Source organism: Streptomyces sp. NPDC002276, from assembly GCF_053891435.1.
In genome coordinates this window covers 1-24,761 of record NZ_JBSFCQ010000009.1, presented here as the reverse complement: position 1 = coordinate 24,761, position 24,761 = coordinate 1, and the positions used below count along the sequence as shown (strand labels likewise).

The 24,761-nt window shown below is 68.8% G+C and carries 27 protein-coding genes and 1 pseudogene; 16 read left to right on the top strand and 12 right to left on the bottom strand.

What is annotated here, in order from left to right; translation table 11 throughout:
- Position 1 precedes the first annotated feature (1 nt).
- From ACWIHT_RS23165 to ACWIHT_RS23145, 5 genes are all read right to left on the bottom strand, one after another.
- Positions 2-802 carry a sugar phosphate isomerase/epimerase family protein gene (locus ACWIHT_RS23165; protein WP_456170087.1) on the bottom strand — a complete coding sequence of 267 codons (801 nt, stop codon included), beginning with the start codon at positions 800-802 and terminating at the stop codon, positions 2-4.
- 17 nt (positions 803-819) lie between these two features.
- On the bottom strand, positions 820-1,752 hold the full coding sequence (locus ACWIHT_RS23160; protein WP_456170086.1) for a bifunctional helix-turn-helix transcriptional regulator/GNAT family N-acetyltransferase: 933 nt from the start codon (positions 1,750-1,752) through the stop codon (positions 820-822).
- Positions 1,753-1,884: 132 nt separating this feature from the next.
- Positions 1,885-2,403 carry a hypothetical protein gene (locus ACWIHT_RS23155; RefSeq protein ID WP_456170084.1) on the bottom strand — a complete coding sequence of 173 codons (519 nt, stop codon included), beginning with the start codon at positions 2,401-2,403 and terminating at the stop codon, positions 1,885-1,887.
- 58 nt (positions 2,404-2,461) lie between these two features.
- A complete protein-coding gene (locus ACWIHT_RS23150; RefSeq protein WP_456170083.1) occupies positions 2,462-3,268 on the bottom strand; it encodes a DUF4253 domain-containing protein in 807 nt (268 codons plus the stop codon).
- A 152-nt stretch (positions 3,269-3,420) separates the two neighbouring features.
- Positions 3,421-4,467: a LacI family DNA-binding transcriptional regulator gene (locus ACWIHT_RS23145; RefSeq protein WP_262058020.1), complete on the bottom strand. Its 1,047-nt coding sequence runs from the start codon at positions 4,465-4,467 to the stop codon at positions 3,421-3,423.
- A 227-nt stretch (positions 4,468-4,694) separates the two neighbouring features.
- Between ACWIHT_RS23145 and ACWIHT_RS23140 the strand changes: the two genes are divergently transcribed.
- The 5 genes from ACWIHT_RS23140 to ACWIHT_RS23120 all read left to right on the top strand — a co-directional run bounded on the left by ACWIHT_RS23140 (position 4,695) and on the right by ACWIHT_RS23120 (position 9,222).
- Complete coding sequence (locus tag ACWIHT_RS23140; RefSeq protein ID WP_456170082.1) at positions 4,695-5,852, top strand: Gfo/Idh/MocA family protein; 1,158 nt, start codon at positions 4,695-4,697, stop codon at positions 5,850-5,852.
- On the top strand, positions 5,849-7,000 hold the full coding sequence (locus tag ACWIHT_RS23135; protein WP_456170080.1) for a dihydrodipicolinate synthase family protein: 1,152 nt from the start codon (positions 5,849-5,851) through the stop codon (positions 6,998-7,000). Before ACWIHT_RS23140 ends, ACWIHT_RS23135 begins: the two co-directional genes overlap by 4 nt.
- 35 nt (positions 7,001-7,035) lie before the next feature.
- Positions 7,036-7,836, top strand: a complete 801-nt coding sequence (locus ACWIHT_RS23130; protein ID WP_456170378.1) for a sugar phosphate isomerase/epimerase family protein — start codon at positions 7,036-7,038, stop codon at positions 7,834-7,836.
- A gap of 177 nt (positions 7,837-8,013) precedes the next feature.
- Positions 8,014-8,541 carry an RICIN domain-containing protein gene (locus ACWIHT_RS23125; RefSeq protein WP_456170079.1) on the top strand — a complete coding sequence of 176 codons (528 nt, stop codon included), beginning with the start codon at positions 8,014-8,016 and terminating at the stop codon, positions 8,539-8,541.
- A 324-nt stretch (positions 8,542-8,865) separates the two neighbouring features.
- Complete coding sequence (locus tag ACWIHT_RS23120; RefSeq protein ID WP_456170078.1) at positions 8,866-9,222, top strand: hypothetical protein; 357 nt, start codon at positions 8,866-8,868, stop codon at positions 9,220-9,222.
- A 96-nt stretch (positions 9,223-9,318) separates the two neighbouring features.
- Here ACWIHT_RS23120 and ACWIHT_RS23115 read toward each other — a convergent pair whose 3' ends face one another.
- From ACWIHT_RS23115 to ACWIHT_RS23090, 6 genes are all read right to left on the bottom strand, one after another.
- Positions 9,319-9,699: a DUF937 domain-containing protein gene (locus ACWIHT_RS23115; protein WP_456170077.1), complete on the bottom strand. Its 381-nt coding sequence runs from the start codon at positions 9,697-9,699 to the stop codon at positions 9,319-9,321.
- A 263-nt stretch (positions 9,700-9,962) separates the two neighbouring features.
- Complete coding sequence (rbsD, locus tag ACWIHT_RS23110) at positions 9,963-10,352, bottom strand: D-ribose pyranase (RefSeq protein ID WP_456170076.1); 390 nt, start codon at positions 10,350-10,352, stop codon at positions 9,963-9,965.
- The gene (locus ACWIHT_RS23105) at positions 10,349-11,251 is read right to left on the bottom strand and encodes a ribokinase (protein ID WP_456170075.1); all 903 of its coding nucleotides are present in this window, start codon (positions 11,249-11,251) and stop codon (positions 10,349-10,351) included. Before ACWIHT_RS23105 ends, rbsD begins: the two co-directional genes overlap by 4 nt.
- Before the next feature lie 47 nt (positions 11,252-11,298).
- Positions 11,299-13,266, bottom strand: coding sequence for an ABC transporter permease/substrate-binding protein (locus ACWIHT_RS23100; protein ID WP_456170074.1), 1,968 nt, complete (start codon positions 13,264-13,266; stop codon positions 11,299-11,301).
- Positions 13,256-14,800 (bottom strand): sugar ABC transporter ATP-binding protein, encoded by a 1,545-nt coding sequence (locus tag ACWIHT_RS23095; RefSeq protein WP_456170073.1) that lies wholly within the window; start codon positions 14,798-14,800, stop codon positions 13,256-13,258. The genes ACWIHT_RS23100 and ACWIHT_RS23095 overlap by 11 nt, the downstream gene beginning before the upstream one ends.
- On the bottom strand, positions 14,797-15,849 hold the full coding sequence (locus tag ACWIHT_RS23090; RefSeq protein ID WP_456170072.1) for a LacI family DNA-binding transcriptional regulator: 1,053 nt from the start codon (positions 15,847-15,849) through the stop codon (positions 14,797-14,799). The genes ACWIHT_RS23095 and ACWIHT_RS23090 overlap by 4 nt, the downstream gene beginning before the upstream one ends.
- A 206-nt stretch (positions 15,850-16,055) precedes the next feature.
- Here ACWIHT_RS23090 and ACWIHT_RS23085 point away from each other — a divergent pair, with 206 nt between their 5' ends.
- The 6 genes and pseudogenes from ACWIHT_RS23085 (at position 16,056) to ACWIHT_RS23060 (ending at position 18,699) form a co-directional block, all read left to right on the top strand.
- A complete protein-coding gene (locus ACWIHT_RS23085; protein ID WP_456170071.1) occupies positions 16,056-16,283 on the top strand; it encodes a hypothetical protein in 228 nt (75 codons plus the stop codon).
- A gap of 43 nt (positions 16,284-16,326) precedes the next feature.
- A complete protein-coding gene (locus ACWIHT_RS23080; RefSeq protein WP_456170377.1) occupies positions 16,327-16,785 on the top strand; it encodes a DUF6879 family protein in 459 nt (152 codons plus the stop codon).
- Between the two features lie 15 nt (positions 16,786-16,800).
- Entirely contained in the window at positions 16,801-17,646 is an 846-nt protein-coding gene (locus tag ACWIHT_RS23075) for a helix-turn-helix domain-containing protein (protein WP_456170069.1), read from the top strand.
- Between the two features lie 62 nt (positions 17,647-17,708).
- Positions 17,709-17,924 carry a hypothetical protein gene (locus ACWIHT_RS23070; protein ID WP_456170068.1) on the top strand — a complete coding sequence of 72 codons (216 nt, stop codon included), beginning with the start codon at positions 17,709-17,711 and terminating at the stop codon, positions 17,922-17,924.
- A gap of 51 nt (positions 17,925-17,975) precedes the next feature.
- Positions 17,976-18,137: pseudogene (locus tag ACWIHT_RS23065) on the top strand (DUF397 domain-containing protein); the annotation flags it as partial.
- A gap of 94 nt (positions 18,138-18,231) precedes the next feature.
- Positions 18,232-18,699 carry a hypothetical protein gene (locus tag ACWIHT_RS23060; protein ID WP_456170067.1) on the top strand — a complete coding sequence of 156 codons (468 nt, stop codon included), beginning with the start codon at positions 18,232-18,234 and terminating at the stop codon, positions 18,697-18,699.
- Positions 18,700-18,717: 18 nt separating this feature from the next.
- On the opposite strand, the gene ACWIHT_RS23055 is transcribed toward ACWIHT_RS23060, so the two are convergent.
- Positions 18,718-19,131, bottom strand: a complete 414-nt coding sequence (locus ACWIHT_RS23055) for an ATP-binding protein (protein WP_456170066.1) — start codon at positions 19,129-19,131, stop codon at positions 18,718-18,720.
- Positions 19,132-19,365: 234 nt separating this feature from the next.
- Between ACWIHT_RS23055 and ACWIHT_RS23050 the strand changes: the two genes are divergently transcribed.
- The 5 genes from ACWIHT_RS23050 (at position 19,366) to ACWIHT_RS23030 (ending at position 24,415) form a co-directional block, all read left to right on the top strand.
- The gene (locus ACWIHT_RS23050; RefSeq protein ID WP_456170065.1) at positions 19,366-20,217 is read left to right on the top strand and encodes a helix-turn-helix domain-containing protein; all 852 of its coding nucleotides are present in this window, start codon (positions 19,366-19,368) and stop codon (positions 20,215-20,217) included.
- A gap of 8 nt (positions 20,218-20,225) precedes the next feature.
- Positions 20,226-20,414 (top strand): DUF397 domain-containing protein, encoded by a 189-nt coding sequence (locus ACWIHT_RS23045; RefSeq protein WP_456170064.1) that lies wholly within the window; start codon positions 20,226-20,228, stop codon positions 20,412-20,414.
- Between the two features lie 8 nt (positions 20,415-20,422).
- On the top strand, positions 20,423-20,626 hold the full coding sequence (locus ACWIHT_RS23040) for a DUF397 domain-containing protein (RefSeq protein ID WP_456170376.1): 204 nt from the start codon (positions 20,423-20,425) through the stop codon (positions 20,624-20,626).
- Between the two features lie 33 nt (positions 20,627-20,659).
- On the top strand, positions 20,660-22,945 hold the full coding sequence (gene recD2 / locus ACWIHT_RS23035) for an SF1B family DNA helicase RecD2 (RefSeq protein WP_456170062.1): 2,286 nt from the start codon (positions 20,660-20,662) through the stop codon (positions 22,943-22,945).
- 180 nt (positions 22,946-23,125) lie between these two features.
- Entirely contained in the window at positions 23,126-24,415 is a 1,290-nt protein-coding gene (locus ACWIHT_RS23030) for a citrate synthase (protein WP_019065715.1), read from the top strand.
- Positions 24,416-24,761 lie beyond the last annotated feature (346 nt).

Genomic DNA, 24,761 nt, shown 5'->3' with positions numbered 1-24,761 from the left:
CCTACGCCGAGTCGTTGAGCAGCCGTGCCAGATGGTGGTGACCGGCGGCCAGCAGTTCGGGCAGCGGGGCGGCGGTCTCGTACCAGCGCTTCTCGTACTCCCAGCACAGCCAGCCGTCCCAGTCGTGCCGGGTCAGGAGTTCCACGCACTCGGCGAGTGGGAGGACGCCCGCGCCGAGCGGCAGCGGGGTGGTGTCGTCGGCCGACGCGATGTCCTTGACCTGCACGTATCCGAGATACGGGCCCAGCGCGGCCAGCGTCTCCGCCGGCTGCTCGCCGCCCAGCCAGGTGTGCATGACGTCCCACAGCGCGCCCACCTGACGGTGCCCGACCGGGCCCAGCACGCGGAGCGCGTCCGCGCCGGTCCGGTGCGAGTCGTGGGTCTCCAGCAGGATCCGTACGCCGAGGTCGGCGCCCCACTCCGCCGCCGTGCCCAGGCGGCGGGCGGCGGTCGCGTCGGCCTCGTGGGCGGACTGTTCGGTACCCCCGCCGGGGAAGACGCGGACGTAGGGCGCACCCAAGTCCCGTGCCAGTTCCAGGAGTTCACGGATCTCCGCGAGCACGGTGTCGTCGTCGCCCGGCGCGGCCACCCGTGCGTACCCGGCGAGGCCCAGGACTTCGACCCCGGCCGCCTTGAACTCGGCGACCGCGTCGGCCCGTTGGGCGGCGTCGATACCGGGGTGCACGGGCTCCTCCGGGTGCGCGCGCAACTCGACACCGTGGTAGCCGTGCGTGACGGCGAGGTGCAGCACGTCGGCGAGGGGGAGGCCCGGGACACCGAGGGTGGAGAACGCGAACTTCATGCTCTGGACCCTACTCGTCACTCACGACTTCCGTGCAGGTCCAGGCGCCAGTCCTGGCCGACGAGGTCCTGGCCGAAGGAGCGGTGGGGTTTCTCGGCGACCAGGACGAAACCGTGCCGCTGGTAGACGCGGCGGGCGGCGCCGAGGATGTCGTTGGTCCACAGCACGAGGTCGCGGTAACCGACACCGCGCGCGAACTCGACGACCGCACGGACCAGTTGGTCCCCGATCCGAAGCCCTCGGGCATCCGGCTCGACGAGCAGCAGCCGCAGCCGGGCGGTCCCTGGGGCGTCGTCCCGCACGCACATCACACACCCCACCGGCCGCCCGTCCAGCTCGGCGATCCACACGCGTTCGAGGTGCGGGTCGTGGTCCTCGGCGAAGTCGGCGACGATCCGCGCCACGAGCCCCTCGTAGTCGGCGTTGAAGTCGTACTCGGCGGCATACAACGCCGCGTTGCGCTGCACGATCCACCCCAGGTCACCGGGCCCGGGCTCCCGCAGCACGACGTCCTCGGGCCGGGTGAGCGGGGGGTCCGACAGGAGGGTGCGTACGGTGTGCAGCGCCTCGGAGAGCCGGGGCCGGTCGGTGGCTGGCACGGTCGCGAGGAGCGCGCCGACGGATTCGTCCGCCCGCTCGGCCAGCAGGTCGGCGGTCTCCCGCCCGTGTGCGGTGAGCGTGATCTGCCGCCGCCGCGGATCCCGCCGCGAGGGCGCCCGCTCGATCAGCCCGTCCTGCTCGAACCGGTTCAGGATCCGGCTCAAGTACCCGGCGTCCAGGGACAGTTCGGAACGGAGGTCGGCCGCGTCCGTGTGCGGGGAGTGCGCGAGTTCGTACAGGACGCGGGACTCGGTGAGGGTGAAGGGGGCGTAGAGGTGGCGGCTGTAGTCGAGGGCGCCGATGACGTTCGTGTAGAAGCGGTTGAAGGCACGGATGTCCTGGACGGTCATGATCGATCCCCGGTGCTCGCTCAGGGTAGTTGACTCAGTCAGAGGTATTGCGGTTCTGACGGTAGTACCGGGGAGGACCGCTCGTCCATGGTTTTGCTCCCGGACCCGGAGCGGCTCCCCGTGGGCACCGGCTCAGCCGATCCCCCAAAGCGGCACGCCCGGTATCGCCACGAGGGCGGCGCTGCCCAGCAGGGTGAACCCGGCGTCGGCCCGGGACCGGGCACCCTGCTTGCTGTCGGGGACGACGCTGACCGTTCTGGTCGGCGGGGGCTTCGAGCCGCGCAGCGGAGGACTGGTCAGGTACTCGGACACCTGGCCGTCCGGGGCCGTGTACCGGTACACCCAGGTGTGCGGCATCCGGCCGCCGGGGCGCGCCTCGGACCTGACGTAGTCGGCCTCCACCTCCACACCCCGGGTGAGGGACGCCCACGGGTCACGCGCGACCGAGACGATGTGACCCGTCAGATCGACACAGCCCCACCAGGCGAAGAACCCGAAGCAGCTCAGTACGGCGGCCATGAACCGTCCGGTCGCCAGGACGGCCAGGAAATTCAGTACAACGACCCCGAGCAGTACGCGAAAGGCCGTCTCACCGCCGGTGCGGCGGGTCGGCGGAGCCGCGGTGCGCGAGTCGTCGCTGGAGTGATGCACCGAGCCGAGTGTTCTCCGCCGCTCCGAGGCTGTCGATGCCCACTTCGATGGTGAGTTCCTAGTCCCACCAGAACCGCCACAGATATCGTCCCGGGAGTTCGTTCGCGTACTCCGGGAACGGGGTCGGCGGATCGTCCACGATGCTGTCGGCGGTCGTCAGCACATGCTCCAGGGCGAGCCGTTCCGCCTGCACGAGGTTCTGGGGCGGCCGGGCGACCGACACGGTCAGGGCACCGCTGAACCCGGACAGGACCCGTGCCCCGAACCGTTCCTCCCAGCTCCGCAGCAGCGCGCACAGCAGCGGAAGCGGTCCCCCGGCCGACCACCCGACGATCGCCGGTACGTCCGCGCCGCGGCGGGCGGGCACAAGGGCCAACTGGCAGGTGCCCACGAAGGGTTCGGTGCGGAGCAGCTGCTCCACGGCCCACCCCGCGGTCGCCGCGGGGCTCAGTCCGGCACCGGTCACCGGCTCGGCCGGCGCGAGACCGGGCCAGGACTCGAAGGGCGGCCCCGGATCGTGCGGCCAGGGTGCGATGTCGTCCGGATCGTCGTCGTCAGGCAGGACATCGGCCGCCGGCGGATTCGACCAGTACGGGAGCCGTCGGCGCCGGTACTCGGCGAAGTCCGCCGCGAGCACGGCGTCGAGCCGAATCGCGTCGACCTCGCTCACGTCCTCGGGCCGGTGAGGGGCCTCCCGCCAGCAGATGAACGGATACAGCCCGCTGACCTCGGCCCGCTCCAGCAGCCGGGGCCACAACTCCGCGATGCCGTCGGGCAGTTCGTCGGCGAACCAGACCTCCACCTCCCCCCGGGGCTCGAAGCGACCGGAGGACAGGGACAGTTCGTCGGGCAGTGGGAAGACCATGGCGGGACGATAAGGGGAGGCACTGACAACGAGGCCGGCCGTCGTGGCGGGGTGGGGGGAGGGGGTAGGGGGGTCTCTGAAAAAGTGTGTCACTCTGCGTCGAAAGTGACACACTTTTTAGAAGTAGGTCCCCTCCGGTGGCCCCGGCCGCGCTACTTCCGAGGCACCCCCGAAGAGCCCCGCACCATCAGCTCCCCGCGAACCGTGGCGATCCCGCCCGGCGGCGGCTCCTCGCGCCCCATCGCGATCCGCCCGGCCCGCGCGCCCGCCTCCGACAGCGGCAACCGCACCGTCGTAAGAGAAGGCACCGCGTCCACGCTGAACGGCAGATCGTCGAAACCGGCGACCGAGACGTCGTCCGGGATGCGGCGCCCCGACTCGCGCAGGGCCGCGCACGCGCCCACCGCGACGGAGTCGTTCGCCGCGACCACGGCCGTCAACGACGGGTCGCGGCGCAGGAGTTCGAGCGTCGCCTCGTAGCCGGACCGGCGGTCGTAGCGGCCGTGCACGGTCCACCGGGGGTCCTCCGCGATGCCGTGCGCGGCCAGCGCCTCGCGGTGGCCCTCCAGGCGGTGCCGGGTCGTGGTCCGTTCCTCCGGGCCCGCGATGTAGCCGAGGCGGCGGTGGCCGAGGCCGATGAGGTGCTCGGTCAGTTCACGGCCGCCCCCGCGGTTGTCGAAGGTCAGCGCGAACGCCCCGGTGTCCGGTGCCGGCGGGCGCCCGCACAGCACCACCCGCGTCCCGGCCTCCCCGAGCTTCCGCAGCTTCGCCGCGACGGCGGCCGCGTGCGGCGCGTTCTCCATGGCGCCGCCGGTCAGGACGACGGCCGCCGCCCGCTGCCGTTGGAGCAGGGTCAGATAGGTCAGTTCGCGCTCCGGGGAGCCCCCTGTGTTGCACACCACAGCCAGCCGCTCCCCGCCCGCCCGTCCGCCCGGCCCGCCGATCTCCGCCTGGATCGCGCTCGCCATGATCCCGAAGAAGGGGTCGGCGATGTCGTTGACCAGGATGCCGACCAGGTCGGAGGTGGCCGCCGCGAGCGCGCTCGCGGGACCGTTGAGGACGTAGTCCAGCTCGTCGACCGCCCGCAGCACCCGCTCGCGGGTGGTGGCCGCGACCGGGTAGTTGCCGTTCAGTACGCGCGACACCGTCGCGGGGGAGACCTGGGCGCGGGCCGCCACGTCCGCCAGGGTCACCGTCATGTCGTTCGTCCTCCGGTCGCGCATCTTGTCGTACGCCGTTGTGCACAGGCTGCCCAAAGGAAGCCCCCGTCCGAGCAGACGATAAGGCCATACACCCCCGCCGTTCGCCCCCTCGAACAACTCGACCCCATCACGGTCTTGTACAGACCTATGTGCAAAGGCTAGCTTCTGCATATATAGAAAGCGCTTGCTGCGTTGTTGAGACGTATGCGGACGAAGGGAAACACGTGACACGCAAGACGGTGCGTATCGCCATGAACGGCGTGACCGGGCGTATGGGCTACCGACAGCACCTCGTCCGCTCGATCCTCGCACTACGAGAGCAGGGTGGTCTAGACCTCGGCGACGGAACCGTGCTGTGGCCGGAACCGATCCTCGTCGGCCGCCGCGAGCACGCGCTGAAGGCGCTTGCCGAGCAGCACGGGCTCGACCCGGCGAACGTCTCCACGGACGTCGACGCGGTCCTCGCCGACCCGACCGTCGAGATCTACTTCGACGCCCAGGTCACCTCGGCCCGCGAGGAGGCGCTCAAGAAGGCGATCGCCGCGGGCAAGCACATCTACACCGAGAAGCCGACGGCCACCGACTTCGAGGGCGCCCTCGAACTGGCCCGCCTCGCCGACGCCGCCGGCATCAAGCACGGCGTCGTCCAGGACAAGCTGTTCCTCCCGGGTCTGCTCAAGCTCAAGCGGCTCATCGACGGCGGCTTCTTCGGCCGGATCCTTTCCATCCGGGGCGAGTTCGGCTACTGGGTCTTCGAGGGCGACTGGCAGGCCGCGCAGCGCCCGTCGTGGAACTACCGCTCGGAGGACGGCGGCGGCATCGTCGTCGACATGTTCCCGCACTGGGAGTACGTCCTCCACGAGCTGTTCGGCCGCGTGAAGTCCGTCCAGGCCATCGCGACCACCCACATCCCGCAGCGCTGGGACGAGAACGGCAAGCCCTACGACGCCACCGCCGACGACGCCGCCTACGGCATCTTCGAACTCGACAGCGGAGCCATCGCCCAGATCAACTCCTCCTGGGCCGTCCGCGTCAACCGCGACGAACTCGTCGAGTTCCAGGTCGACGGCACGGAGGGCTCGGCCGTCGCCGGGCTGCGCAACTGCCGTGCCCAGCACCGCAGTTCCACCCCCAAGCCGGTGTGGAACCCCGACATCCCCGCCACCGAGGTCTTCCGCGACCAGTGGCAGGAGGTCCCCGACAACGCCGACTTCGACAACGGCTTCAAGGCGCAGTGGGAACTGTTCCTCCGCCACGTCTACGCCGACGCCCCCTACCACTGGGACCTGCTGGCCGGCGCCCGCGGCGTCCAACTCGCCGAGCTGGGCCTGAAGTCCTCCGCCGAGGGCCGCCGCCTCGACGTCCCGGAGATCTCGCTGTGACCATCCAACTCCCGGACGCGTCGGGGGCCTTGAGTTCCTACGAGCCCCGCTCCGAACCCTTCGCCGTCACCTCCGGCACCCCCTTCACCTCTCGTACGGTGTTCTCGGCGGCGCACGTCGTCGCGGACCCGTTCGCCGACACCAGCCCCGACTCGCCCGCCGCCGTCGACTGGGACGCCACCCTCGCCTTCCGCCGCCACCTCTGGTCGCACGGGCTCGGTGTCGCCGAGGCGATGGACACCGCGCAGCGCGGCATGGGCCTGGACTGGGCGGGCGCGGCCGAGCTGATCCGCCGAAGTTCCGCGGAGGCCAAGGCCGTTGGCGGCCGTATCGCCTGCGGTGTCGGCACCGACCAGATCACCGGCGGCACCCTGGCCGACGTACAGGCCGCGTACGAGGAGCAGTTGGCCCTCGTCGAGGAGTCCGGCGCGCAGGCCATCCTGATGGCTTCGCGGGCGCTCGCGGCCGTCGCGAAGGGTCCCGAGGACTACCTGGAGGTCTACGGCCATCTCCTCCGCCAGGCCACCGAACCCGTCGTCCTGCACTGGCTGGGCCCGATGTTCGACCCTGCGCTGGAGGGCTACTGGGGCTCGTCCGACCTGGACGCGGCCACGGACACGTTCCTCGAAGTCATCGCGGCCCACCCGGACAAGGTGGACGGCATCAAGGTGTCGCTCCTGGAGGCTCAGCGGGAGATCGACATCCGGCGCCGACTGCCGCAGGGCGTCCGCTGCTACACCGGCGACGACTTCAACTACCCCGAGTTGATCGCGGGCGACGACCAGGGCTTCAGTCACGCCCTGCTCGGCATCTTCGACCCGCTCGGCCCGCTGGCGGCGGAGGCGGTCCGCGTCCTGGACACCGGGAACACGGCAGGCTTCCGTGAACTCCTCGACCCCACCGTCGAGTTGTCCCGCCACCTCTTCCAGACCCCCACCCGCTTCTACAAGACGGGCGTGGTGTTCCTGGCCTGGCTCGCGGGTCACCAGTCGCACTTCACGATGGTCGGCGGCCTCCAATCGGCCCGCTCCCTCCCGCACTTCGCCCGCGCCTACCAACTCGCCGACGGCCTGGGCCTGTTCCCCGACCCGAAGCTCGCGGAGGAACGGATGAAGAACCTGCTCGCCCTGTACGGAGTGACCCAGTGAGCGATCCGGAGCTGTCCCGCTTCTCCATCAACCAGATGACGGTGAAGCAGCTGAGCATGCCCGAACTGGTCGACGCCTGCCTGGAGTTGGGCGTCCCCGGCGTGGGCCTGTGGCGCGAGCCGGTCCAGTCGTACGGCCTGGACGCCACCGCGAAGCTGGTCCGCGACGCGGGCCTCGCGGTGACAACGTTGTGCCGGGGCGGCTTCCTCACGGCGCTGGACCCGGCCGAACGCGCCGACGCCCTGGACGACAACCGCCGGGCGGTCGACGAGGCGGCCACGCTCGGCACGGACACCCTCGTGCTCGTGTCGGGCGGCCTCCCGGCCGGTTCGAAGGACCTGCACGGCGCGCGGGAGCGGATCGCCGACGCGCTGGGTGAGTTGGGGCCCTACGCCGAGGAACGGGGCGTACGGCTGGCCATCGAGCCGCTGCACCCGATGTTCGCCTCCGACCGCTGCGTGGTCTCGACACTCACCCAGGCCCTCGACCTCGCCGAGCGCTTCCCTGCCCAGCAGGTCGGCGTCACGGTCGACACGTACCACGTCTGGTGGGACGACCAGGCCCCGGCGCAGATCGCCAGGGCGGGCGCGGGCGGCCGTATCCACACCTTCCAACTCGCCGACTGGACCACCCCGTTGCCCGAGGGCGTGCTCAACGGCCGCGGCCAGATCGGGGACGGCGCGATCGACATGCGGGAGTGGAAGGCGTACGTCGAGGCCGCCGGATACACCGGCCCGATCGAAGTCGAACTGTTCAACGACGGCCTGTGGGCCCGGGACGGCCGCGAGGTCCTGGCGGAGACGGCGGCACGGTTCGTGGAGCACGTGATCCGATGAGCCTGTGAGCGACCCGCTCGTGTCCTGCCCCACTCCGCTCCGGCGGGGTGGGGCAGTTCCGTTCGCCGGAACACGGCGCGACAGGCCACTCGCGGCAGGCGCACACTGCCCACGGACGGTCCGGCAACGCGGGGGCACGGAGCCGTCGCGGCCGTCCGACGGGGGGATGAGACGGTCATGTCCAGTGTCTGTAGACGCGCGGGGGCGCTCCTGGTGCTCCTGGGGCTCGTGGTGATCGGTGCCTCGGGCACCGCCGGTGCGGAACCGGCGGGCTCGGTCGCACCCGCGCCGGCCGGCGCGTACTTCAAGGTGGTCAACCAGAACAGCGGCAAGTGCCTGGACGTCAGGCGTGAGGACCCCAAACCGCTGGCCGGGGTCCAGCAGTACAGGTGCACCGGGACGGACAACCAGCTGTGGACGGCGGTGTCCACCGGCGACGGCTACTACTACCTGGTGAGCAAGGAAAGCGGCCTGTGCATGCAGCCGTTCCTGTTCACCGTCACCGTGGTGAACACCTGCACCGGCGCGACCGGCCAGCAGTGGCGGGCGGTACCCGCGGGGTTCGAGTGGAACGAGCTCCGGTCGCGGCTCCTCGACCAGCAGTGCCTGTGGGTGGTGAGCTCCAGTACGGCCGATTCCGTGGCGACCAGGCTGGCGGCCTGTGACGGTTCGGCCGCCCAGCATTGGCAGTTCGTCACCGTCTGAGTCTTCTGCCCCGCATCGGCGATTCGTCCTGCGGGGCAGTTTCATGTCCGGCGGCGGAATGTGAGAGTCGCCTTCACACAGGTCTCTTTAATAAATGCAGATCACCGCGTGTGTATTGGCCGCAATTCCTGTGATTGAGCTGTCGATTCGTCTTTTCCGGAGTCTTCCGGAACCGTATCTCCCCAGGTCGTGTCTATAGAATCGTGCTCGCCGCGGGGCCGGGAGAAATCCCGGAAACGTGGTAGGCCGGGCTTTCTCTCGCATGAGAGAAGTCTGAGAGCCGCATAAGAGAAGTAATTCTCGGAATCGAACAAGGAGTTATCTGTGAACGTGCGTATCGCCGCCGTCTCCCTGGCTTCCGCCGCGCTCGTCGCCGCCGGTGCCACCGCCGCCGTCGCCGCGCCCGCCCCGGCGCCGAGCATCACGCTCAAGGCCAACCACACCACCGTGAAGCTCGGCGACGTGGTGACCTTCACCGGCAAGTCCACCGGTCTGAAGGAGGGCTCCAAGGTGACGCTCCAGGTCAAGTCGGGCGCGACCTGGAAGTCCCTGCCGGTGACGGCCAAGGTCAACCACAGCGCCTACAAGCTGACCGACAAGTTCCAGAAGAAGGGCGTCTCGGTCCTGCGCGTCAAGGATGGCGCCACGGTGTCCAAGGGCGTCTCGGTCACCGTCCGCTGACCCACCCCTGAGCCCTGCCCCACCCCGTCCGATCCGGGGTGGGGCAGGAGGTCAGGAGTATGCCGTACCCCCATGCCCCTCCCTGTGCCGCAGGGGCTACTTCTTCTTCGCCGCCCGCTTCGTGAGCACCGTCAGCACCACCGGGATCAGCATCTCGACGACCCGTGCGACGGTCGCCGGCGGCAGCCCCGTCTTCTTGGCCACCGCGTTCGCCACCGGCTTGGCCGCCTTGGCCAGCACCCCCGCCATGAGCCCGCCGGTCGCGAAGCCGCCGAGCGTGGCCACGCCCTGGAGGGGAGCCTCCTGGGGTGTCTCGACGGTCGCCGCCTCGCCGGACAGCGCCGAGGCCGTCGTACCGACGACCTCCCTGGCGCCCGCCTCGTCCGTCCCCAGCAGGCCCGCGATCTCCTGGACCTTTTCGCCGCCCAGTTCGTCGAGGACGGCGCCCTGGAAGGTCGTAGCAGAGTCTTCGCTCATGCCTGAAACGCTACGTCTGCCCCGATTGGTTGGCACCCGGAGACCGGCTCGCGGCCGTTTTGAAAAATTCTCAAGACGGCGTACAACCCTCCCCGGAGTCCGCGGGTCCTACTTGGCATCGGGACTCTTGGAGGGGGATCTGGGGGGATCTTGAGGGGTCCTGATGTTGGAGGGGAATAGCCGAGGGGGCTTGGTCGACGGACCAGGCCCCCTCGAATGTAGAAGTGTAGAAGTGTTACGCATTCGCCCGAACTGTCATACTTCTAGAAGAACACCCCGCACCGCAGCAGCACATTCGCGTACGGCCGCGCCTCGCCCGTCCGTACGATCAGCCGCGCACCCGCCGACAGTTCCTTGAGCTTCTCGTGGGAGACGAGGTCCAGGTCGGGGAAGCGGTCGTCGAGGAGGGCGGTCGCGGCCCGGTTGGCGCCGCGGATCTCGCGTGCGGCCGTCGCGCCCTCCACCACCAGTTCGGCCAGCAGCCCGTCCAGCACCTCCGCGAACGACGGCACCCCGGCCCGGAACGCCAGGTCCACCACCCGCGGCCCGGCCGGGATCGGCATCCCGGCGTCGCACACCAGCACCCCGTCCCCGTGCCCCAACTCGGCCAGCGCGCCGGAGAGATGACGGTTGAGGATTCCTGCCTTCTTCACAGCGCGGCGACCTCGTCCGCCGTGGGGAAGGAGTCCTGGGCGCCCTTCCGGGTGACGGCCACCGCACCGACCCGCGCCGCGTACGCCGCCGCCTCCGCCAGACCGGAGCCCGTGCCCAGCTTCCAGGCCAGCGCAGCGGTGAACGCGTCGCCCGCGCCCGTCGTGTCCACGGCGTCCACCTTCACCGACGGCACCCGGGTGACCCCCTCCCGCGAGGCCACCAGCGCGCCCTCCGCGCCCAGCGTCACGACCACCGAACGCGGCCCCTTCGCCAGCAGGATCCGCGCCCAGTCCTCGGGCCGCTCGCTCACACACGCGTCGCCGAGGATCACCCGCGCCTCGTGCTCGTTGACGATCAACGGGTCGCAGGCGGCCAGGACTTCGGACGGCAGCGGCCTCGGCGGCGACGGGTTCAGCACGAACCGGCTGTCGGGCGCCAGACTCCGTACGACCTCCACGACCGTCTCCAGCGGGATCTCCAGCTGTACGGAGACCACCCGGGAGGCGTGGAAGAGGCAGGCGGCGGCCTGGATGTCGACCGGGAACAGCTTCCCGTTGGCCCCCGGTGACACGACGATGCTGTTGTCGCCGGACGGATCGACCGTGATCAGCGCGACCCCGGTCGGCGCACCGCCCACCAGCACACCCACCGTGTCGACCCCGGCCGCCCGCTGCGAGTCGAGCAGCAGCCTGCCGTACGCGTCGTCGCCGACCCGGGCCAGCAGGACCGTACTGGCACCGAGCCGGGCGGCGGCGACCGCCTGGTTGGCGCCCTTGCCGCCGGGGTGGACGGCCAGGTCGGAACCGAGGACCGTCTCGCCGGCGCCCGGCCGCCGCTCGACGTCGATCACCAGGTCGGCGTTGGCCGATCCGACGACCAGCAGGTCGTAGTCGTACATGAAGTGACTCCCCACAGTGGTGACTTGGTGTGGTGACCGGTCCGCCGTCAGCCGGTGAAACCGGCGACGTTCTCCTTGGTGACCACCTTCACGGGCACCTTCACCGTCGTCTCCACCTTCTTGCCCTGAGCCGCGCGCAGCGCGTTGTCCACGGCGATTTTGCCCAACTGGCTCGGCTGCTGTGCCACGGACGCGTACAGCGTCCCCTGCTTCACGGCGGTCAGCCCGTCGGGCGTGCCGTCGAAGCCTACGACCGAGACCGACCTGCCCGCCTTGGAACCGAGCGCCTTGATGGCGCCGAGGGCCATCTCGTCGTTGGCCGCGATGACGCCCTGGACGTCGGGGTGCGCCTGGAGCAGGTTCGACATCACGTCGAGGCCCTTGGTGCGGTCGAAGTCGGCGGGCTGCTGGGCGAGGACCTGGATGCCGGGGTAGGCCTTGAGCCCCTTGGCGAAGCCCTCGGCCCGCTCGCGCGCCGCCGAAGTACCCGCCTGGCCCTGGAGGATGACGATCTTGCCGCTGCCGCCCAGCTTCTCGGCGACGGTCTTGGCGGCGAGTTCACCGCCGGCGATGTTGTCGGAGGCGACGAGTGTGTCGACGGCCGCCTTGTTGACGCCCCGGTCGACCGCGATGACCGGGATCTTCGCCTTGTCGGCGGCCTTCACGGAGTTGCTCGCCGCGTCCGAGTCCACCGGGTTGACGATGATCGCGCCGTAGTTCGAACTGGTGAAGTTCTGGAGCTGGTTGGCCTGCTGGGAGGCGTCGTTCTGCGCGTCGGTGACGGTCAGGTCGAGGCCCAGCTTCTTCGCCTCGGCCTGCGCACCGGCCCGGATCTGCACGAAGAACGGGTTGTTGAGCGTGGAGAGGGAGAGGCCGAGCTTGGGCTTGGACGTCGTGGAGGAGTCGTTGTGCAGGAAGGAGGTCGCGCCGACGATCGCGATGGTGACGACGGCGGCGAGGGCGTAGGTCGTCGCCTGCTTGCCCTTGCCGCCACCGCCACCGCCAACGCCCGCACCGGAGACGGGAGTTGCGCCCGCCTTACGGCGCACGGTGTCCAGCAGGACGGCCAGCGCGATGACGACACCGATGACGACCTGCTGCCAGAAGGCCGATACGGAAAGGAGGTTGAGGCCGTTGCGCAGCACCGCGAGGATCAGCGCGCCGATGAGCGTGCCGGACGCCTTGCCGGTGCCGCCCGCGAGGGAGGCGCCGCCGATGACGACAGCGGCGATCGCGTCCAGCTCATAACCGTCGGCGGCCTGCGGCTGCGCGGAGGAGAGCCGGGAGGCGAGGACGATGCCCGCGGCGGCGGCGAACACACCGGACAGGGCGTAGATCGCGAGCTTCTGCTTGGAGACCCGCAACCCCGAGAGCCGCGCGGCCTCTTCGTTGCCGCCGATCGCGTACATGGACCGCCCGATGTACGTCCGTCCGAGAACGAACGCGGCTACGAGCCCCATCACGATCATCACCAGGACCGGCACCGGCAGCCAGCCGCCGAGCGTGTCACCGAGGTGCGAGACCGAGTCGGGGAAGGCGATCGGCGAGCCCTGCGAGATCACCAGCGACAGCCCGCGCGCCACCGACAGCATCGCCAACGTCGCGATGAACGGCGGGAGTTTGCCGTAGGCGATGAGGAAACCGTTGACCAGACCGGCCGCGATACCCGTGGCGATCGCGAGGACGACGGCGAGGAAGACCGGGACGCCGTGCTGTGTGGCACTCCAGGCGAGCACGGTGGCGGACAGGGCGGCCACCGAACCGACCGACAGGTCGATGCCCGCCGAGACGATCACGAAGGTGACACCGAAGGCGAGGATGGCGGTGACGGCCGCCTGCACACCGACGTTGAGGAGATTGTCGGTGGTGAGGAAGTCGCCGGAGAGCGCCGACATGGCGATGACGAGGACGATGAGCGCGGTCAACGCGCCGTTGTCGAGCAGGAGTCGACGGATACCGGAGGCGCCACTCGCGCCCGTCGCGCCCGGCGTGCTCTTGAGCGTGTCAGTGGCCACGGTGGTCCTCCACAGCGGTAGTCGCTTCAGCGGTGGTCGTTTGGGTCGGTGTGCTGACGGCGAGTGCCATCACGGAGTCCTGCGTGGCCTGTTCGGCGGAGAGTTCACCGGCGATACGCCCCTGGGCCATCACCAGCACCCGGTCGCTCATGCCGAGAACCTCCGGCAGATCACTGGAGATCATGAGCACGGCGGCACCGGCGGCCGTGAGTTCATTGATGAGTTGATAGATCTCGACCTTGGCGCCGACGTCGATCCCGCGCGTCGGCTCGTCGAGGATCAGCACCTTGGTGTCGGCGAGGAGCCACTTGCCGATGACGACCTTCTGCTGGTTGCCGCCGGACAACGTCCGTACCTGCTGCCCAAGTCCGGCCATCCGTACGCCCAGTTGCTCGGCGATCCGCGCGGCGGCGACCCGCTGCCCCTTGAGGTCGACGAGCCCGCCGTGGGTGGCGGCCCGCATGGTGACGAGCCCGAGGTTCTCCTCCACGGACTGGTCGAGGACGAGCCCCTGCCCCTTGCGGTCCTCGGGCACGAGCCCGATCCCGGCGGTCATGGCCGCGTTGACGTCGTGCGCGCGCAGCGCGGAGCCGCCGACCTTCACGGTCCCGTGGTCGTACGGGTCCGCCCCGAAGACGGCCCGTACGACTTCGGTACGACCCGCCCCCACGAGCCCGGCGATCCCGACGACCTCACCGGCCCGCACCTCGAAGCTGATGTCGTGGAAGACCCCGTCCCGGGTGAGCCCCTCGACCGAGAGCAACGCGCCGCCGGTGTCGGCCCGTTGACGCGGATACTGCTGCTCGATGGACCGCCCGACCATGAGCCGTACGAGCTCGTCCTCGGGGGTGGAGGCGGGCACCTGCCCGACGGACCGACCGTCCCGGATGACGGTGACGCGGTCACCGAGGGCGGCGATCTCTTCGAGGTGGTGGGTGATGAAGACGATCCCGACCCCGTCGGCGCGCAGTTGACGCACGATGGAGAACAGCTTCTCGACCTCCTCGGAGGTCAGCACGGCGGTAGGTTCATCCATGATCAGAACGCGCGCGTCGAGGCTGAGCGCCTTGGCGATCTCGACCATCTGGAGCCGAGCGATACCGAGTTCACGGACGCGAGCCCGCGGCGACACATTCACGCCCACGCGCTCCAGCAGTACGGCGGCGTCGGCCTCCATCCGCTTCCGGTCGATCATCCCGAGCCGACGCGGCTGCCGTCCCAGAAAGATGTTCTCGGCGACCGTCAGATCGGGAACGAGGTTGAACTCCTGGTAGATGGTGGCGATCCCGAGCCGCGCGGAGTCCTGCGCACTGTGGATGCGCACCTCCTCGCCACCGGCCAGGATGCGACCGCCGTCGGGACGGTAGGCACCGGAGAGCATCTTGATGAGGGTGCTCTTTCCGGCGCCGTTCTCACCGAGCAGCACATGGACCTCGCCCCGGCGCAGATCGAAGTCGACGCCGTCCAGCGCGACGACACCGGGGAAGGTCTTGCGGATGCCCTCGATGCGCAGCAACTCGTCGTCGTTGCTCACGACTTGCTCCTTCGAACAGAGGAGTGGATGGGGGAGGGGACGGGGGGCTGCCCGGTGGGCGGCTCGCCGCACGAACGCCGTACGACCAGCCGGGCGGGAAGGGTGACGGACTCCGGCACCCGCCCCTCGATCCGGTCGACGAGGGCGCGCACGGCGGCCCGCCCCAACTCGGGGGTCGGCTGGGCGATCGCGGTGATCGGCGGATCGGTGTGCACGAACCACCGGATGTCGTCGAACGCGGCCAGCGCGAGGTCCTCGGGAACACGGAGCCCACGCGCGCGTACGGCGTCCAGGGCGCCGAGCGCCATCAGGTTGTCGGTGGCGAAGACGACCTCGGGCGGCTCGGCCAGATCGAGGAAACCTTCCGTCACCCGCCGCCCGCTCTCGGCCTGGAAGTCGCCCTGCCCGATGTAGGCGTCGGGGAGCGGAATCCCGTACTCGGCGAGCGCGTCCCGGAAGGCGGCGACGCGCTCACTGCCGGTGGTCGTGGCGGCGGGGCCCGCGATGATGGCGAGCCTGCGATGCCCGAGCCGGTGCAGATGCGCGACGAGATCCCGGATCGCGGCCCGCCCGTCGGCCCGCACGACGGGCACGTCGAGCCCCGGGATCCACCGGTCCACGAACACCATGGGCGTCCCGGCACGGGCGGCGTCCAGCATCCCCGGGGAGCCGCCGTCGGTGGGGGAGACGAGGAGCCCGTCGATACGACGGTCCAGCAGCGTCCGCACGTGGTGGTCCTGGAGCTCCGGCCGCTCGTCGGCGTTCCCGATGATGACGCTGTACCCGAGGGCGCGGGCCTCTTCCTCCACGGAACGGGCCAGCTCGGTGAAGTAAGGATTCAGCACGTCACTGATGACCAGGCCGAGGGTGCGGGTCTGATCGGTGCGCAACGACCGGGCGACGGCGTTCGGACGGTAGTCCAGCGCGTCTACGGCGGCCAGCACGCGGGTGCGTGCGTCGTCGCTGACCGACGGGTGATCGTTCAGCACCCGCGACACCGTGGCCACGGAGACCCCGGCCTCGGCGGCGACGTCCTTGATGCTCGCCATCGCCGTTCCACCTCCTCGTGGAATCGATTACATGGAGGATTGGAATCGATTACATCGGAGTTAACAAGGGGGTGTGACCGGATTGTGATGTGAGGGATGGGGGTATGGACGGCCCTTCTCGCGCAAGTTTGTGCAAGTTCCTGGCCTCCACGTGGCGTCGGACGCAAGATCGGGAACAGATGTTCCGGCAATGCGAGGAGGCAGCGATGGCTCTGATCAAGCTAGGCCAGGACCTGGAGAGCCCCGACGGCAAGTCGCCCACCATCTACCTGGACGACGAGAAGGGCACCTATCTCGTCCAGGGTTGGAAGGTGGTCGACGAGGGGCGGCGCACGCAGTTGGACCTGCCCGGTCACGAGGACGTGATCGAGATCCCGAAGCGCATGGTGCAGTTCTTCCCGGAGGTGAACGGCGGTGGCACAGCCGACTCTTGAGGACCGGCTGAGGCGCTGTACCCGTTCCGCCGTGCACTTGGAGATGCGTGACGGGTACATGCGCTCCGACCCCAGATTCATCGCCTGGCAGAACGGCGTCCGTGACGACCCGGCGGACAGCGACCCGGAGCGTCGCCCGTGGCTGAGACTTGTCGCCGATCTCGTGGCCCAGGGGATACAGGTACGGCGGGCCCGGATCGTGTCGGAGCCGGTGTCGGACTACATCAGGTTCGAGCACCACCTGACTGCCCCGAACGTAGAGGTCGGCGAACAAGTTCGCTGGCTACCGCGCCGCCATGTGTCAGGCCTGGCCCTGCCCGGCAATGACTTCTGGCTCTTCGACGCGGGCACCGTGGTTTTCCACCACTTTGCCGGTGATGGCGAACTCGCGCCGGATGACGAGGAGTTCACCGACACTCCGGCGGTTGTGAAGCTGTGCGGGGACGCGTTCGAGGCCGTGTGGGACTTGGCGGTGCCACACGCGGACTACCGGCTCACCTGATCGAGAATCCCAAGCGTGACGTCATCATCAAGTGTCCAGCAAGCGCGTGAGGCCCTCGGCCGGCGTCTTCGCGAGATGCGAAACGACGCCGGTCTTTCGGCGCGTGCACTGGCCCGGCTCGCCGACTGGCACGAGTCGAAGTGCTCGCGGTTGGAGAGGGGACACACACCACCGTCCGACGCGGACATCCGAACCTACACAACGCTCTGCGCGGCTCAGGGACAGACCGCAGACCTGATCGCCACCGCACGAGGTATCGAGGGTGCCTACGTCCAGTGGCGACGTATGGAGCGGGCGGGCCTGAAGCGCGTCCAGCAGTCCGTGGCGCCGCTGTTCGAGCGCACGCGCCGCTTCCGCGTCTACCAGTCCTGGGTGATTCCCGGCCTGCTCCAGTCAGCCGCGTACACGCGTGCCGTGCTGAGCACCGTGGCCCAACTCCGGGATGTGCCGGACGACATCGACGACGCTGTGGCCGTCCGGATGGACCGACAGTGCGTCCTTCACACCGGGGACCATCGATTCGCGATGCTCGTCGAGGAGTGGGTGCTGCGTACCGTCATCGGCGACAGCGCGACCATGGCCGGAGCGCTCGGCCATCTCATCTCCGTCGCGTCGCTGCCCTCGGTCAGCCTGGGCGTGATCCCCCTGGGCACGCCACGCGGAGCCGGATGGCCGGTGGAGTCTTTCACCGTGTACGACGACGCACAGGTCAACGTGGAACTCGTCTCCGCGCACCTGACCGTCACGCAGCCCGGCGAGATCGCGGAGTACACCAAAGCGTTCGCCGAACTCTCCGCCATCGCCGTGTACGGCACCCGGGCCAGGTCACTCATCACCGCTGCTCTCGACGACCTCGCATGATCGCTGCGCAAGTCCGTACAAGTTCGTAGCCCGAAGGTCATCACCGCTTTCAACCTGGTCCCATGGGCACAGAGCAACAGCAGACGTATCCCGATCCGATTCCGGTGGAGCTGCCGACCGGCTTCAACGCTTGGCTGCTCGACTGCGTACCGGCCCCCGGCTGCAAGGTGTGCGCCGCGAACTGGAAGCAGCTCAACGCGGCCAAGGACGCCGGAGACATTACGCAGGCGGCGAGGCACGCAACGGAGATCCGTGACCACGCGAGCGGGGTCCACTGACAGGCTCGCACATCGAACGGCGACCCATGAACTCCCGCTCGTGACACGGGCGGCGGCCCCTGCACCGAAGGGTGCGTGACCCTGGCCCGGATCGCTGAGGACGCCTGGGCGTTGGGCGACAGCAAGCGGCCGGGCGCGGAGCCGTTGCGGTTCACCACGGGGGAGTTGGACGCAGCCGGTATCGATCCGGCGCGGTTCGGTCTGAACGTCTGATCCACCCCCCTCCGCCGGCCGGACCGAGGTCATTGCCATCCCAGCCCTTGGGCCCGGCTCGGCCGGTCGGCACTTCTCGAAACGGGAACGACTGGTGCACCACCACGGCTATCTGTGGACCGGCCCGAAAGCGCGTTTCGACCAGGAGGCGCTACGGCGACCCCCGCATCCGGAGCCTCCACCCGCCGGAAGCAAGCCGGAACTGATCCAGCGCTACCGCGAAGTGACCGCGGAATTCCCCACGTTGGACCTGCCTCCGTTGGAGACGGCGTACTGGCTCATCAAGCCGCGTTCGTCGGTTCGCGGCACGTGGGACGAGGCGAAGGAGGCGGCGTCATGGCTCGGGGAGCGGGTGGCCGAGTTCGCACCCCGGTTCCTTGCCGAAGCGCAGCGCGACACCACCCGCCTGGCCCGACTTGTGAACTCCGCTGCCGAGCGGCTGGAGTCGGGGGCCGATGTCTCGCTCGGGTTCTACCTCGAACGCCCCGCGTATCTGTCCCTGGCCCTGGTGACGTGCTCCCCGAACCGTGCAAGGCACGAACTGACCTGCCCCGCACGGTAGTTCCAGCGGAGCATCACCTTAAGCTACCGCAAGCTCGCACCATACGAGCTTGCCTCGCCTGCCGTTTCGGGACAGCGGCTGCCACCCCCACTCGTCGGCACACGCCTGCACGAGTGCGAGACCGCGACCGTCCTCCGAGTCGCCGAGTTCCTCCAACGACCGTGGCGCCTCCGGCGGTTCGGGATCGGCGTCCCAGGCCCCGAGCCGCAGCACCCCTGCCGCCCACTCCACCCGCAGCGCTGCGGATCCCTTCGTGTGCTGTACGGCGTTGGCGATCAGCTCCGTCGCGAGGAGTTCGGCGGTGTCGGCCAGGCGGATCAGGCCGTGCATGGTCAGGATCAGGCGGAGGGTACGGCGGCTGACGGTGACGGCGCGCAGGTCGTTCGGGATGTGGAGGCAGTACTCCCAGGGCGCGGGCGGGTTTTCGGGCATGCGGCAACTCCGGCTCAGTGGTGGGGATTTCGGAGGACTGCGGGGTGTCGCGGGCGGTGGCAGTGCCACAGCCGTCGTGGCAGGACGGAGTGGTGCGCTTCCGGTGTCCCGGGGTTCCGCAGTGTGTGCGTCGCGTCACCGACGGTAGACCTAGTATTTTAAGTTCTGCAAGCCGATCGCGTAATCTGACCCCCGAACGAGTCGCGCTCAAAGGCGCGCAGGGGAGGAGCGATCGTGGCATTGAGGCGCGAGCCAACGGCACGTCAGATGCGGCTGGCGGTCGAGTTGCGCAGACTCCGCGACGCGGCAGGTCTCGCGGCCCGCGAGGGGGCGGCGCTGCTGGGAGTGAGCCCGGCGCAGATCAGTCAGATCGAGGCAGGCCTTGCGGGCGTGAGTGAAAAGCGGCTACGTCTGCTCGCGGCCAACTACGCAGCCACGGATGAGGCGTTCATCGACGCCCTCGTTGCCATGGCGACCGACCGGACGCGAGGCTGGTGGGAGGAGTACCGGGGATCCCTGCCCATGTCCTTCCTCGACCTGGCGGAGTTGGAACACCATGCGGTGTTCCTCCGGGAGATCCAGTTTCAGTACATCCCTGGTCTGCTCCAAACCGAGGCCTACGCTCGCGCGATCTTCTCCGACAGGATCCCTGAACTCCCGCATGAAGACGCGGAGTTGCGCGTGAGACACCGAATGCAGCGCAAGGTGATTCTCGAAGGTCCCGACCTCAAGCCGTACCAAGTGATCATCCATGAGGCGGCACTTCGTGTCCGAGTCAGCGACCGTGCCGCCTCCCGGGCCCAACTCGCCGCCCTTCTCGAAGCCTCAGAGGCGGACAGCGTCACTGTGCGGGTCACCCCGTTCGATCTGGACGGCTTCGGCGGTTCCTGGACCGCCGCGATGCTGGCGGGCGGTGCCGTACCCAGGCTAGACACGGCAGTCGGGGACGCGCCTCATGCCGCTGCCTTCATCGATTCCGAGGCTCAGCTCGGCGTATTTCGAACGCTCTTCCGTAGAGTAGAAGGCATGTCACTCGACCCCGAGCGATCGCGTGACTTCATCAACGGGTTGGTCAAAGAGCTGTGAGGCGCCCCATGGACACCCGCGACCACTGGCGGAAGTCGTCGTACTCCGGCGCCGGGGACGGCAACTCCTGCGTAGAGATCGCCAACCGCCCCGCCCACATAGCTATACGCGACTCAAAGACCCCGGCCCGAGCCATCCTCACCTTCCCCACGCCTGCCTTCACCGCCTTCATCCACAGGCTGGTCAAAGAGCTGTGAGGCACCCCATAGACACCCCTGACCATTGGCGGAAGTCGTCCTACTCCGGCGAGGGCGACGGCAACAGTTGCGTGGAGATCGCGAACACTCCGACCCGCGTAGTGGTCCGCGACACGAAAACCCCCTCCAGGGCCACGCTCACCTTCCCCACCCCCACCTTCACCACCTTCGTAGAAGCCCTCAAGCAGCACCCCCTCCGCCGACTCCCCTGAGCACTGTCACACCCTCCCGGTACCGTCGGACCCATGCCCACCCAGCCGACGTCCCCGGGGAACCCCACAGACGAGCGCCGCCTCGCCGTCCTCGAAGGTGTCCTGGAGCGGATCACCTACGCCAACGAGGAGAACGGCTACACGGTCGCCCGCGTCGACACCGGTCGAGGCGGCGGAGACCTGCTGACCGTCGTCGGCGCGCTCCTCGGCGCCCAAGCCGGCGAATCCCTCCGTATGGAGGGGCGTTGGGGGTCCCACCCGCAGTACGGCAAGCAGTTCACCGTCGAGAACTACACAACCGTCCTCCCCGCCACCATCCAGGGCATCCGCCGCTACCTCGGCTCCGGTCTCGTCAAGGGCATCGGACCCGTCTTCGCCGACCGCATCACCCAGCACTTCGGCATGGACACCCTCCAGATCATCGAGGAGGAGCCCAAGCGGCTGATCGAGGTTCCGGGGCTCGGGCCCAAGCGGACCAAGAAGATCGCCGAGGCCTGGGAGGAGCAGAAGGCGATCAAGGAGGTCATGCTCTTCCTCCAGACCGTCGAGGTGTCCACGTCCATCGCCGTGCGGATCTACAAGAAGTACGGCGACGCTTCGATCTCCGTCGTCAAGAACCAGCCGTACCGCCTCGCCTCCGACGTCTGGGGCATCGGCTTCCTCACCGCCGACAAGATCGCCCAGTCCGTCGGGATTCCCCATGACAGTCCGGAGCGCGTCAAGGCGGGGCTTCAGTACGCCCTTTCGCAGGCCACCGACCAGGGCAACTGCTATCTCCCCGAGGAACGGCTCATCGCCGACGCGGTGAAGCTGCTCCAGGTCGACACCGGGCTCGTCATCGAGTGTCTCGCCGAACTCGCCCTCCCGGACGAGGAGTCGGGCGACCCCGGTGTCGTACGGGAGAAGGTTCCCGGGCCCGACGGCGACTCCGAACCCGTCACCGCCGTCTACCTCGTCCCCTTCCACCGTGCCGAACTCTCCCTCGCCGCCCAGCTCCGCCGCCTTCTGCACACGACCGCAGACCGTATGCCCGGCTTCCACGACGTGGCCTGGGAGAAGGCGTTGGGGTGGTTGAAGGGGAGGACCGGGGTGGAGCTCGCGCCCGAGCAAGAAGCCGCCGTACGGCTCGCGTTGACCAAGAAGGTCGCCGTTCTCACCGGTGGGCCGGGCTGCGGCAAGTCGTTCACCGTGCGCTCGATCGTCGAACTTGCCCGCGCCAAGAAGGCCAAGGTCGTCCTCGCCGCCCCAACCGGCCGTGCCGCCAAGCGACTTGCCGAACTCACCGGCGCCGACGCCTCGACCGTTCACCGTCTCCTCGAACTCAAGCCCGGGGGCGATGCCGCCTATGACAAGGACCGGCCCCTGGACGCCGATCTCGTCGTAGTGGATGAAGCCTCCATGCTTGATCTCCTCCTCGCCAACAAGCTCGTCAAAGCCGTACCCCCGGGGGCACACCTTCTCTTCGTCGGTGATGTGGACCAGCTCCCCAGCGTCGGCGCCGGTGAGGTGCTGCGGGACATGCTGGCCGAGGGCGGGCCGATCCCGGCCGTGCGGCTCACGCGTGTGTTCCGGCAGGCCCAGCAGTCCGGCGTCATCACCAACGCGCACCGGATCAACTCCGGGCAACACCCCGTCACCGACGGCATGAAGGACTTCTTCCTCTTCGTCGAGGACGACACGGAGGAGGTCGGCCGGCTCACCGTGGACGTGGTCGCGCGCCGGATTCCGGCCAAGTTCGGGCTCGACCCGCGCCGGGACGTGCAGGTGCTCGCGCCCATGCACCGGGGACCGGCGGGCGCGGGCAACCTCAACGGGCTGTTGCAGCAGGCGATCACGCCCGGTCGGCCGGATGTCTCCGAGAAGCGGTTCGGTGGGCGGGTGTTCAGAGTCGGCGACAAGGTCACCCAGATCCGCAACAACTACGACAAGGGTGAGAACGGCGTCTTCAACGGCACAGTCGGCGTCGTCACCTCACTCGACCCGGTGGACCAGCGCCTCACCGTGCTGACGGACGAGGACGAGGAGGTTCCGTACGAATTCGATGAACTGGACGAGTTGGCGCACGCGTATGCGGTGACAATTCACCGTTCGCAGGGCAGTGAATATCCGGCCGTCGTGATCCCGGTCACCACGAGCGCGTGGACGATGCTTCAGCGGAACCTGCTGTATACGGCCGTGACCCGGGCGAAACAGCTGGTCGTGCTGGTCGGCTCGCGCAAGGCGATCGGACAGGCCGTGCGTACGGTGTCGGCGGGGCGGCGCTGCACGGCACTGGACTTCCGACTGACCGTAAAAAATGATCGATCAAATGAGTCGTGAAGGTCACACAGCACTTCCTGACAGCGGGGTGGAGGGGGCAGGATGGGCAAGTTGGCGGCACTGAGTGCCGCCGATAGGCCCAATGGTCGACCCCGAGTGCACTCTCCTGCGCCAAATGGGGGATGGTAGAGACAGTCAGGGCAACCTCGAAGAAGAGGCACAACGTCGGTGAGGGATGACGTGAGCGACAACTCTGTAGTACTGCGGTTCGGCGACGGCGAGTACACCTACCCGGTGATCGACAGCACCGTCGGCGACAAGGGCTTCGACATCGGGAAGCTCCGTGCTCAGACCGGTCTGGTGACGCTGGACAGCGGTTATGGGAACACCGCCGCCTATAAATCCGCCATCACCTACCTCGACGGTGAGGAGGGCATCCTCCGGTACCGCGGCTACCCGATCGAGCAGCTGGCCGAGCGCTCCACGTTCGTGGAGGTCGCCTATCTGCTGATCAACGGCGAGCTGCCGACCGTCGACGAGCTCACCGTGTTCAAGAACGACATCACGCAGCACACCCTGCTGCACGAGGACGTCAAGAACTTCTACAAGGGCTTCCCGCGCGACGCCCACCCGATGGCGATGCTGTCGTCGGTCGTCTCGGCGCTGTCCACCTTCTACCAGGACAGCCACAACCCGTTCGACGAGAAGCAGCGCAACCTCTCCACGATCCGGCTGCTCGCCAAGCTTCCGACGATCGCGGCGTACGCGTACAAGAAGTCGATCGGCCACCCGTTCGTCTACCCGCGCAACGACCTCGGCTACGTCGAGAACTTCCTGCGCATGACCTTCTCGGTCCCCGCCCAGGAGTACGACCTCGACCCGGTCGTCGTCTCCGCGCTCGACAAGCTGCTGATCCTGCACGCGGACCACGAGCAGAACTGTTCGACCTCCACGGTCCGCCTCGTCGGCTCCTCGCAGGCCAACATGTTCGCCTCGATCTCGGCCGGCATCAACGCGCTGTGGGGCCCGCTGCACGGCGGCGCCAACCAGTCGGTCCTGGAGATGCTGGAGGGCATCCAGGCCAACGGCGGCGATGTCGATTCCTTCATCCGCAAGGTGAAGAACAAGGAGGACGGCGTCCGCCTGATGGGCTTCGGCCACCGGGTGTACAAGTCCTTCGACCCGCGCGCGAAGATCATCAAGGCTGCTGCGCACGACGTCCTCTCGGCCCTCGGCAAGTCCGACGAGCTGCTGGACATCGCGCTGAAGCTGGAGGAGCACGCGCTGTCGGACGACTACTTCGTCTCGCGCAACCTCTACCCGAACGTCGACTTCTACACTGGCCTGATCTACCGGGCGATGGGCTTCCCGACCGAGATGTTCACGGTCCTGTTCGCCCTGGGCCGCCTGCCGGGCTGGATCGCCCAGTGGCACGAGATGATCAAGGAGCCCGGTTCGCGTATCGGGCGTCCGCGGCAGATCTACACGGGTGTCGTCGAGCGGGACTTCGTTCCGGTCGAGGGTCGCTGAAGCGAGTAGCTCCGCTGGGTCCGTTGCGTGTTTGCTGCGGGCCCGGTGGGGGCTGGTCGCGCAGTTCCCCGCGCCCCTAAAAGCAGCAGTTCACGGCGCCCCTAAGAGAACAGGGCGCCGTACCGGCGCAACCCCGGACCACACCAAGACCGCGCCTCTTCAACTCCCTCGCGCTACGCGGCGAGTGAGCCGAAGGGGCGCGTCGTTGTCGAGAGGCCGAGCGCGCGGAGGCCCGCAGGGTCGAGCACGGTCGTACGGACATCACCCCCGACCCGGACGAGATCGCCTGGCACGCGTGGGTCGCGGAGGGCGAGTTGCGGGAGATGGCCCGGTGGCCGACGTTCGT